This is a genomic window from Paracoccus panacisoli, assembly GCF_042435015.1.
Taxonomy (GTDB): domain Bacteria; phylum Pseudomonadota; class Alphaproteobacteria; order Rhodobacterales; family Rhodobacteraceae; genus Paracoccus; species Paracoccus panacisoli.
Window position 1 is genome coordinate 63,276 of the sequence record NZ_JBHMQU010000032.1, and the last position, 9,474, is coordinate 72,749.

General features: G+C 72.1%; 8 protein-coding genes and 1 pseudogene. 4 read left to right on the forward strand and 5 right to left on the reverse strand.

The window, feature by feature from the left end; translation table 11 throughout:
* Positions 1-248: 248 nt before the first annotated feature.
* Positions 249-1,058 (reverse strand): RlmE family RNA methyltransferase, encoded by an 810-nt coding sequence (locus tag ACFHYO_RS07980; RefSeq protein WP_394319580.1) that lies wholly within the window; start codon positions 1,056-1,058, stop codon positions 249-251.
* Between the two features lie 14 nt (positions 1,059-1,072).
* Positions 1,073-2,197: a Ppx/GppA phosphatase family protein gene (locus ACFHYO_RS07985; protein WP_394319582.1), complete on the reverse strand. Its 1,125-nt coding sequence runs from the start codon at positions 2,195-2,197 to the stop codon at positions 1,073-1,075.
* A gap of 178 nt (positions 2,198-2,375) precedes the next feature.
* Here ACFHYO_RS07985 and ACFHYO_RS07990 point away from each other — a divergent pair, with 178 nt between their 5' ends.
* Positions 2,376-2,546, forward strand: coding sequence for a hypothetical protein (locus ACFHYO_RS07990; protein WP_394319584.1), 171 nt, complete (start codon positions 2,376-2,378; stop codon positions 2,544-2,546).
* A 5-nt stretch (positions 2,547-2,551) separates the two neighbouring features.
* Entirely contained in the window at positions 2,552-3,733 is a 1,182-nt protein-coding gene (locus ACFHYO_RS07995; protein ID WP_394319586.1) for a vWA domain-containing protein, read from the forward strand.
* 27 nt (positions 3,734-3,760) lie between these two features.
* On the opposite strand, the gene ACFHYO_RS08000 is transcribed toward ACFHYO_RS07995, so the two are convergent.
* Positions 3,761-5,515 carry a calcium-binding protein gene (locus ACFHYO_RS08000; RefSeq protein ID WP_394319588.1) on the reverse strand — a complete coding sequence of 585 codons (1,755 nt, stop codon included), beginning with the start codon at positions 5,513-5,515 and terminating at the stop codon, positions 3,761-3,763.
* A gap of 137 nt (positions 5,516-5,652) precedes the next feature.
* Here ACFHYO_RS08000 and ACFHYO_RS08005 point away from each other — a divergent pair, with 137 nt between their 5' ends.
* Both ACFHYO_RS08005 and ACFHYO_RS08010 read left to right on the forward strand, forming a co-directional pair.
* Positions 5,653-6,342 carry a M48 family metallopeptidase gene (locus ACFHYO_RS08005; RefSeq protein ID WP_394319590.1) on the forward strand — a complete coding sequence of 230 codons (690 nt, stop codon included), beginning with the start codon at positions 5,653-5,655 and terminating at the stop codon, positions 6,340-6,342.
* A 99-nt stretch (positions 6,343-6,441) separates the two neighbouring features.
* Entirely contained in the window at positions 6,442-7,098 is a 657-nt protein-coding gene (locus ACFHYO_RS08010) for a hypothetical protein (RefSeq protein WP_052172018.1), read from the forward strand.
* Positions 7,099-7,114: 16 nt separating this feature from the next.
* On the opposite strand, the gene ACFHYO_RS08015 is transcribed toward ACFHYO_RS08010, so the two are convergent.
* A complete protein-coding gene (locus ACFHYO_RS08015) occupies positions 7,115-9,037 on the reverse strand; it encodes a cation:proton antiporter domain-containing protein (protein ID WP_036704548.1) in 1,923 nt (640 codons plus the stop codon).
* A 53-nt stretch (positions 9,038-9,090) separates the two neighbouring features.
* Positions 9,091-9,474: pseudogene (locus ACFHYO_RS08020) on the reverse strand (hypothetical protein); the annotation flags it as partial.

Here is a 9,474-nt window from a genome sequence, read left to right on the forward strand (position 1 = left end):
CGAACGTTTGTGGCTGAGACCCGAGTCCTCAAGGCTGCAGGTGAGACTGAACGCGAATGTTTGAATCAGCGGTTGAGGCTGCATCGCGAGAGCTCGAGGCAGCGGTGCAGGTTGAAACATTGTTTTGCTTCCGACGCTGCTGTCGTGATCCCGACGGGAAGGCCACGATCCAGCATCTGACAACGCCCGCTTCTCGGCGCAGGCAGACCGCTCGCTGGGCGTGGAAACCTCGCCCGGTCCCCCAGCCCCTACCCGTCCTCGCCCTCGCCCTCGGACGCCTCATCACGGCGCCCCCGGAACCCCATCGCCACAACGAACTTCTCGGAGGAATCCGACCGGCTCGCCGGGGGCTTCACATTGGCGACCGTGGTGAAGTTGCGCTTCAGCACCGCCTGCAGCCCCTGCTCGGCGCCGCCCGCCAGCACCTTCGCCACGAAGCTGCCACCCGGCTCGAGCACGTCAAAGGCGAACTCGGCGGCGGCCTCGACCAGCGCCACAATTCGCAGGTGATCGGTGCCCTTGTGACCCGAGGACGCCGCGGCCATGTCCGACATCACCACATCCGCCCGCCCGCCGAGCCAGTTCTTGACCTGCGCATCGGCGCCCTCGGCCAGGAAGTCGAGCTGGTGGATCTCGGCCCCGGCGATCGGCGCGACCTCCTGCAGGTCGACGCCCAGAACCGTCCCGCGCGGCTTGCCCGCCCGCTCGCCCAGCGCGTTGACCCGCGCGACGGCGACCTGGCACCAGCCGCCCGGCGCGCAGCCGAGATCGACCACCCGCGCCCCGGGCTTCAGGAACCCGTAGCGGTCGTCGAGCTCAAGGATCTTGAACGCCGCGCGGCCGCGGTAGCCCTCGCGCTTGGCGCGGGCCACGTAGGGGTCGTTCAGCTGCCGCTCGAGCCATAGGGTCGAGCTGAGCTTGCGGCCCTTGGCGGTCTTGACCCGCACCCGCAGGTCGCGCTGGCCCCGCCCCGAGGTGGCCTTGCCCCCCCGGCTGCCCGGACCCTTGGCGACGCCGCCCGCTCCGCCACCCGCCTTGCCGCCACCCGTCCCGGCCATCCCGTCACCCTGCCTTACGCCACGCCCTTGACGTCCTCGGGCGCGAGCACCCCATCGCGCACCATCTGGGCGTAAAGCAACCCCTCGCGCAGGCCGCGGTCGGCGACCGACAGGCGGTTCGTGGGCCAGACCCGCATCAGCGTCTGCAGGATCGCCGCGCCCGACATGATGAGCGCGTGCCGCTCGCGCCCGATCCGCGGGTCCGAGCGGCGGCCGTCCGGCCCGAGCGCAAGGTAGTTCTGGATCACCCGGTCGATCTGGGCCGAGGTCATGCTGAGCCCGTCCACCTTGGTCCTGTCGTAGCGCCTGAGGCCGAGGTGGCTCGCCGCCACCGTGGTCACGGTGCCCGAGGTCCCGATGATCTGGAACTGGTCGTCGGCGCGGGCGCCCGTGGTGTAGGGGGTGAAGCTCTCGAGCATCTGCTCGAACTGCCAGCTCATCAGGGCAAAGCGCGCCGGGTCGTCCTCGACGTCGTCGAACTGGTCGCGCAGCGTGGCGACCCCCAGCGGCACGCTGATCCAGTCCACCACGCGGGCAGCACCAGGGGCCGGATTGTTGAACCCGTCGGCCAGCCGCATGATCGCGCGCGGCCGCTCGGCCGGCTCGACGTCGCTCAGGTCGATCCAGACCAGCTCGGTCGAGCCGCCGCCGATGTCCACGACGAGCAGCTGCTCGGTCCTCAGGCTCACCAGCGGCGCGCACGAGATCACGGCCAGCCGTGCCTCTTCCTCGGCCGCGATGATCTCGACCGGCAGGCCGGTCTCGCGCTTGATCATCCGCAGGAAGTCACGGCTGTTGCGGGCCCGGCGGCAGGCCTCGGTCGCGACCAGCCGCATCCGCTTGACGTCATGGGTTTCCAGCTTGCGCCGGCAGACCTGCAGCGCATGGACGGTCCGGGTCATCGACTGCCGCGACAGCCGCCCCGATGCCTCGAGGCCGAGCCCGAGTTGGACCGGCTTCGAGAAGCTGTCGATCACCTGGAACTGACTGCCCGTGGGTCGGGCGATCAGCATCCGGCAACTGTTGGTGCCCAGATCGAGGGCCGCATAGAGCGCGCCCTCGTCGGGCTGGCGGGTGGAGAACGGCTCGACCGCTTGGTCCGGGAACGCGTCCGCACCCGCAGGACGCCTGGGCGTCATGTCAACGCCCTCCGATATCGTGTTGGGACCAGAGGTAACGCTGCCGGGTGCGGGGTTCAAGGGCGGCCGGCGCATTGGCGGTTGCTCCTCAACTCTCGCGCCGCCCCCCTCGCTTGCCACCCCCCGGCCCTTGGCCTAGACCGGGGCCAGCCCTCAGCCTGCCCGAAAGACCCGTGCGATGATCGTTCTTGCCGCCATCCTGATCGGTGCCGTGATCGGCGATCTGCGGGCCCGGGCGGCGCAGGGGAACCGCAAGGACCGGCTGCAATACGCCGCCGGCCACGCCATCGCGCTGGCGATCCTCGCGCTCTTCGCCACCATCCTGATCGACCGCGCGGCGCGGGGCTGAGGGCGATGTTCCTGCCCTTCCTCGACGCGCTGCGCCGTCAGGGGGTGCCGGTCTCCTTGCGCGAATGGCTCGACCTCATGGCGGCGATGGAGGCCGGGGTCGCGGGCTGGTCGGTGGACGATTTCTACACCGTCGGCCGCGCGATCCTCGTCAAGGACGAGCGCCACATCGACCGCTACGACCGCGCCTTCGCCGAGAGCTTCTCGGGGCTCGAGACGATCCCGGTCGAGGCGCTGGTGAACGAGGCCACCCTGCCCCGCGAATGGCTGGAAAAGCTGGCCGAGAAGCTGCTGACCGACGAAGAGCGCGCCGCGATCGAGGGCGCCGGCAGCTTCGAGGCGCTGATGCAGAAGCTGCGCGAGCGGCTGGCCGAGCAGAAGGGCCGCCACCAGGGCGGCAACAAGTGGATCGGCACGGCGGGCACCTCGCCCTTCGGGGCCTATGGCTACAACCCCGAGGGGGTGCGGATCGGCCAGGCCGAAAGCCGCCACCGCCGCGCCGTCAAGGTCTGGGACAAGCGCGAGTTCCGCGACTTCGACGACCGGGTTGAGCTGGGGACGCGCAACATCAAGGTGGCGCTCAAGCGGCTGCGGCAGTGGGCGCGGCATGGGGCGGCCGACGAGCTGGACCTGCCGGCCACGATACGCGCCACGGCGGATCACGGCTACATCGACGTCCAGACCCGGCCCGAGCGGCACAACGCCGTCAAGGTGCTGCTTCTCCTCGACGTGGGCGGGTCGATGGACGACCACGTGCGGGTGGTGGACGAGCTCTTCTCGGCCGCGCGCGCCGAGTTCAAGCACCTCGAGCACTACTACTTCCACAACTGCCTGTACGAGGCGGTCTGGCGCGACAACCGCCGGCGCTGGAACGAGACGGTGCCGACCTGGGACCTGCTGCACCGCTTTGGCCGCGACTGGAAGGTGATCTTCGTCGGCGACGCCTCGATGTCGCCCTATGAGATCGTGGCGCCGGGCGGGGCCAACGAGCACTGGAATCCCGAGCCGGGCGAGCTGTGGCTGCGCCGCGCCGCCGAGACCTGGCCGGATCACGTCTGGCTGAACCCGATCCCCGAGGCGCACTGGCGCGCCACGCCGTCGATCGGGATGATCGAGCAGCTGTTCGCGGGCCGGATGATGCCGCTGACGCTCGACGGGCTGACGCGGGCGATGCGGGTTCTGGGCTGACGGCCGGCCCTTCGGGGGTTTGCGGGTTCAGAAATACGTCAGCACCACCAGCTCGATGTTGGGGATCGCCCCCACGCCGGCGAGCAGGATCTCCATGTCCGCGACCGCGTCGCCGTCGACGTCACCGAGGATCAGGGTGTTGCCGCCCTGCACGCTGGACCAGACCGCGTGCGCGGCCGGCCCCTCGGCGATGGTGCCGAAGCTCTGCGGGCCGGGGCGGGTCACGTCGGCGTCCACCTTGAGCAGGATCAGGTCCTCGTCCGGGTCGAAGTTCTGGATGACGTCGCGCAGCGCGCCGGCGCGGCTGTCGCTCGCCGCCCGGAACTCGAACCGGTCCGCCGAGGCGCCGATCACGCCGCCGATCATCACGTCGGTGCCGGCTTCGCCCAGAAACCAGCAGCCGCCGTCGCCGCCGATCAGCGTGTCGTTGCCGGCGCCGCCGGCGAGCCATTCCGGCGACCAGCCCCCGGCGTTCCCGCCCGAGGCCAGCCGGTCGGCCCCGTCGCCGCCGAACAGGTTGTCGCACCCCTGCTCGCCATAGAGCCAGTCGTTGCCGTCGCCGCCCGCGATCCGGTCGTCGCCGCTGCCGCCCAGCATCAGGTCGGCCCCGCCCGCGCCGGTAAGGGAATCGGCGCCGGCGCCGCCGAACAGCCGGTCCGCCGCGTCGCCGCCGGACAGCGTGTCGTCCCCGGCCGCGCCGTTCAGCACGTTGCCCTCGCTGCCACCCGACAGGCTGTCGTCGCCCGCCCCGCCACCCAGCGTGTCGGCGCCCGCGCCGCCGATCAGCGTGTCGTTGCCGTCCCCGCCCCGCAGCACGTCCGCCCCGGTGCCGCCGTCCGCCAGATCGTCTCCGGCCCCGCCGTCGAGCACGTCGCCGTCGTCCCCGCCGCGCAGCCGGTCGTTGCCCGCGCCCCCGGACAGCGTGTCGCGGCCGGCGTCCCCGGTCATCACGTCGTTGCCGCCGAAACCGTAGAGCCCGTCATCGCCGGCATCGCCGATCATCTGGTCCGAGCCGGCCTCGCCGTTCAGATAGTCGTCGGCCGCACCGCCCCAGAGCGTGTCGTCGCCCGCCCCGCCCACCAGCACGTCGGCATCGTCGCCGCCGATCAGCCGGTCGAGCCCGTCGCCGCCATAGAGCCGGTCGGCCCCCGCACCGCCGACCAGCACGTCGTTGCCGCCGAGCCCCGACACGGTGTCGTTCCCGCCCAGCATCTCGACCACGTCCGCAAAGGCCGTAGCGACCAGCCGGTCGGCGGCGTTGCCATAGGCCCGCGCGGCCACCTGATAGGTCGCGGTGAGCTGCGCATAGGCCGTGTCCACCGGGATCAGCGGGTCGTCGATCACCACGCTGCCGCTGCGCACCACATGGTCGCCGGTCAGGACGACCGAGGCCGAAAACCCTCCGGCGATCTGCCGCGCCGTCAGGGACAGGGGGGCCGAGGCGGCGTCCGCGTGGGACAGCGGAAAGCCGGTCATGCCCACGCCGGCGATGGGATAGGCGCCGGTGTCGGCCGCCGCCATCGTGCCCGTGACCCCGGAGGGGGCGGCGGTTCCGGCCGTGAACCGGGCCGAGAGGCGCGATTCGATCGTCGCCAGCGTCACGCCGCCGGAGAGGTTGGGGACGCTGGCACTGGCCGCGAAGCCGATCTCGCGCGCGACGCTGGCGCTGACCACCCGGCCGAGCCCGCTCCATCCCGACAGGACAAGCGGCCCCGATGCGCCGCCGGATTCGAGCGCCCCCGCGACGGTGTTGCTGCTGACTTTGGTCGCGTAAACCGCCATGACCAGCCCTCCGGGATCAGACCTCCCGGCCGGACGAGCCCGGCCGCACCTTGCGCGGGGTCTGGCACGGGTTTGTAAGAGTTGTGCGACAGCATCGCCCCGTTGACCGCAGGCCCGGCTGAGCCCACATCGGGGTCATGCTGAAGCTCATGCCCCTGCTGCTGATCGTCGCCTACGCGCTGGCCATGTGGGTCTATTCCAGCTGGCGGATGCGCCAGCAGCTGAGCGCGAACTCGACCCCGCTGGATGACCCGCGGCTTACCCAGGCGCTCGACCGGCTGGGGGCGGCGATGGGTCTGGGGCGCATCCGCGCCCATGTGTACGAGATCTCGCCGGTCAACGGCCTCGCCGCGCCGGACGGGCGGGTGTTCCTGACCCGCGGGTTCCTCGACCAGCTCGACGCCGGGCGGGTGACCGAGGCCGAGCTCGCCTCGGTCATCGCCCATGAGCTGGGCCACGTCACCCACGGCCACGCCCGCCGGCGGATGATGGATTTCGCCGGGCAGAGCGTGCTGCGGACCGTTCTCGCCGGCGGCTTCGGACGGATCATCCCGATCGTCGGGCCGATGCTGGCCGGGCTGGTGGCGAGCGCGCTCGCCGCCCGGCTCTCGCGCGAGGATGAATATCAGGCCGACGCCTTCGCCGCCGCGCTGATGGTCAAGGCAGGCTTCGGCACCGGACCGCAGAAGTCGCTGCTGGCCCGGCTCGGACGGCTCAGCGGCGGCGGGGCGGCGCCGGTGGCGTGGCTCGCCTCGCACCCCGCGACCGAGCGCCGGATCGCGGCCATCGAGGCGCTCGAGCGCCGCTGGGCGGTCACGCGGGCCTGATCGCGCGTCAGCGCTCGCCCGCTTGGCCCCTGCAAGGCGCGGTGCTAGGGCCACACGCAACCCGCCGGAGCCCCGGCCCCACCAGACCACGGACCCCCGATGCGCGCCCTTCTCCTATCCGGCCTCGCAGCCCTGACCCTCACCGCCTGCGGCACGTCCGAGGCCGTCCGCAGCGCCACCACCGCCCCGAGCATCGCCCCGGTCGAGCGCCCCTCGCTGACCGCCCGCGCCGCCACCGCCCTGCACCTGCGCAAAGAGCCGCCGGCGATGCGCTGGGGCGACGAGAACCCCGAATGGACCGTCGCCACGCTCGACGCGCTCGAGACCGAGGGGGTGGCGCTGCTGTCGTCGATGCCCTCGGACGTGCTGCAATACTGCCCCGGCTACGCCACCGCGAGCCGCGAGAACCGGGCCGCCTTCTGGGCCGGGTTGCTGTCGAACGTGGTGACCCGGCAGGCGACCGGCGGGGCTGCGGGCGGCGTGCTCGCCCGCGGCGGCGGCAAGGCGCTGTCGCTGATGGGCCTCTCGTCGGGCTCGCGCCGCGCGCATGGCTGCGGCGGCGGGGCCGAGGGCGGCGAGGTCGTGCTGCGCTGCGCGGTCAAGGTCATGGCGGCGCAGGTCGGCCGCGACAACGCCATTGCCGGCGGCAGCGGATCGCGCTGGCTCGGCGCGGCGCGCGAGTGGCTGCCGCTGCGCTCGGCGCAGAGCCGCGCCGACATCGCCGGCTGGACCCGCCAGCAGAGCTACTGCCGCTAAGCGCGCCCGGGCGCCGCTAAGACAGCCGCCCGCCCGGCCCGCCGGTGCCGAGGCCCAGCCCGTGCTCGGGCGCCTCGTCATGCTCTCCGTCGTCCAGCGGCGCGGCGGCGGGGCCATCCGCGAAGCGGTCCATCAGCGCGTTCTCGAGCGTCGCCCGCAGCTCTTCGGACCGGCGGATGTAGTCGGCGTTCTGGTCCAGCGGGACGCCCGGCTTCCAGACCTCGGCCAGCTCGCGCAGCCCGGCGCGGTCGTGGCGGTAGTAGATCCGCTCGAGCTCGTTCGCCTCGTACTGCGACAGCCCGAGGTTCTCGAGCACGTAGCGCCCGGCCCTGAGCGAGCTGTCGAACATCTCGCGCACGATATGGTCGGCGCGCGCGGCGTAGAGTTGGTAGACGTTCACCCGGTCCCGCGCCCGGGCGATGATGACGAGGTCCGGCCGCCGCTCGCGCGCGTGGCGGACGAGGCGCAGGTTCGCCTCCTGGTCGTCGAGGGCGGCGACGAGGATGCGGGCGCGCTCGAGCCCCGCAGCGGCGAGGATCTCGGGGCGTGTCGGGTCGCCGAAGTAGCCCTTGACCCCGAACCGCCGCATGAGCTGGATCGTGTCGAGGTCGTTGTCGAGCACCACGGTCTTGAACCCCGACGAGGTGACGAGCCGGTTCACCACCTGCCCGAAGCGCCCCACCCCGGCGATGATCACCGGCTGCTGGTCGTCGATCCGGTCGGGCGGGGCGAGCACGTCGCGCTCGTCATCGAGCCAGGCCACCACCCGGTCGTGCAGGATGAACAGCAGCGGCGTGACCAGCATCGACAGCGCGATGACCAGCAGGAAGCCTTGCGCAAGCTGGGTGCGGATGATCGCGAGCGAGGTGGCGTAGGACAGCAGGACGAAGCCGAACTCGCCCGCCTGCGCCAGGGACAGGGTGAAGAGCGTCCGGTCCCGACGCGACATCCGCGCGGCGCGGGCGACCGCGAACAGCACCCCCGCCTTGATGGCGATCACGAGGGCCGTCACCCCGATCACCACCACCGGCTGGGCCACGAGCATCGAGAAATCCATTCCCGCGCCCACGGTGATGAAGAACAGCCCGAGCAGCAGCCCCTTGAAGGGCGCGATCTGCGCCTCGAGCTCGTGGCGGAACTCGGACCCGGCGAGCATCACCCCGGCGAGGAACGTGCCGAGCGCGGGGCTGAGCCCGACCATCGACATCAGCGCCGCGATGCCCACGACGATCAGCAGCGCCACCGCCGTGTTCATCTCGAGCAGGCGGGACTTCTGCACGAAGCGGAAGAGCGGGCCGATGGCGAACTGCCCGAGCAGCACCACCGTCCCGACCGCCCCCAGCGTCACCAGCGTCGCGGCCCAGCCGGGCAGCCCGGCCATGAACTCGGCCCCCGGCGCGTGGTGGTCGGGGGTCGCCGCCCCCGCCGCCAGCAGCGGCAGCAGCGCGAGGATCGGGATCACCGCGATGTCCTGGGTCAGCAGCACGAGGAAGGCGTTGCGGCCGCCGCTGGTCTGCATGAGGCTCTTTTCCGACAGCGTCTGCAGCACGATGGCGGTCGAGCTGAGCGCTAGGATCAGCCCCAGCGTCAGCGCCACCTGCCACGTCTGGTTCAGCACCAGCCCGAGGACGAAGAGCGCCGCCGTGGTCCCCGCGATCTGCATCCCGCCCAGGCCCAGCAGGCGCTTGCGCATCCCCCAGAGCTGCCGCGGCTCGAGCTCGAGCCCGATCAGGAACAGCATCATCACCACGCCGAACTCGGCGAAATGCTGCAGGTCGGCGACGTCGCCGGCGCTGCCGGCCAGCCCCAGCACCGGGCCGATCAGGATGCCGGCCACGAGGTAGCCCAGCACCGACCCCAGCCCGAGCCGTGCGGAGAGCGGCACCGCCACCACCATGGTGGCGAGGTAGACCGCCGATATCAGCAGGAAAGACCCCATCTTACCCCGCCCCGGGCCGGCGGGCGGGGGCGAGGGTCAGGGCGGCAGCCGGCTCAGCGTCCATTCAGGATGGGCAGGTTGAACTGGCGCCCGCCCTTGACGTAGCTGATCCGCCCGTTGCCGATCGAGTTGATCGCCCCGCCGTCGATCCGGTCGCCGAGGCGCACGGTCACGACCTTGCCGTTGCGCAGCCGGATCAGCCCGCGGCTGGCGCGGCCGGCGCCGATCACGCCGATCACCTGGGTCCGGCCAAGCTCCATGCCGCCGACCGTCGCGTTGCGCGCGACCTGCCCAGCGGTGGTGCCCTTGGCGGCAGTGGTCGCCACCTCGGGCTCGTCGTCGTTCTCGGGCGGGCGGTATTCGCCGCGCGCGGCGATGGCGGCGCGTTCCTCGGCGGCGGCCTGGGCGCGGGCGCGGGCCTCGGCCTGGGCGCGGGC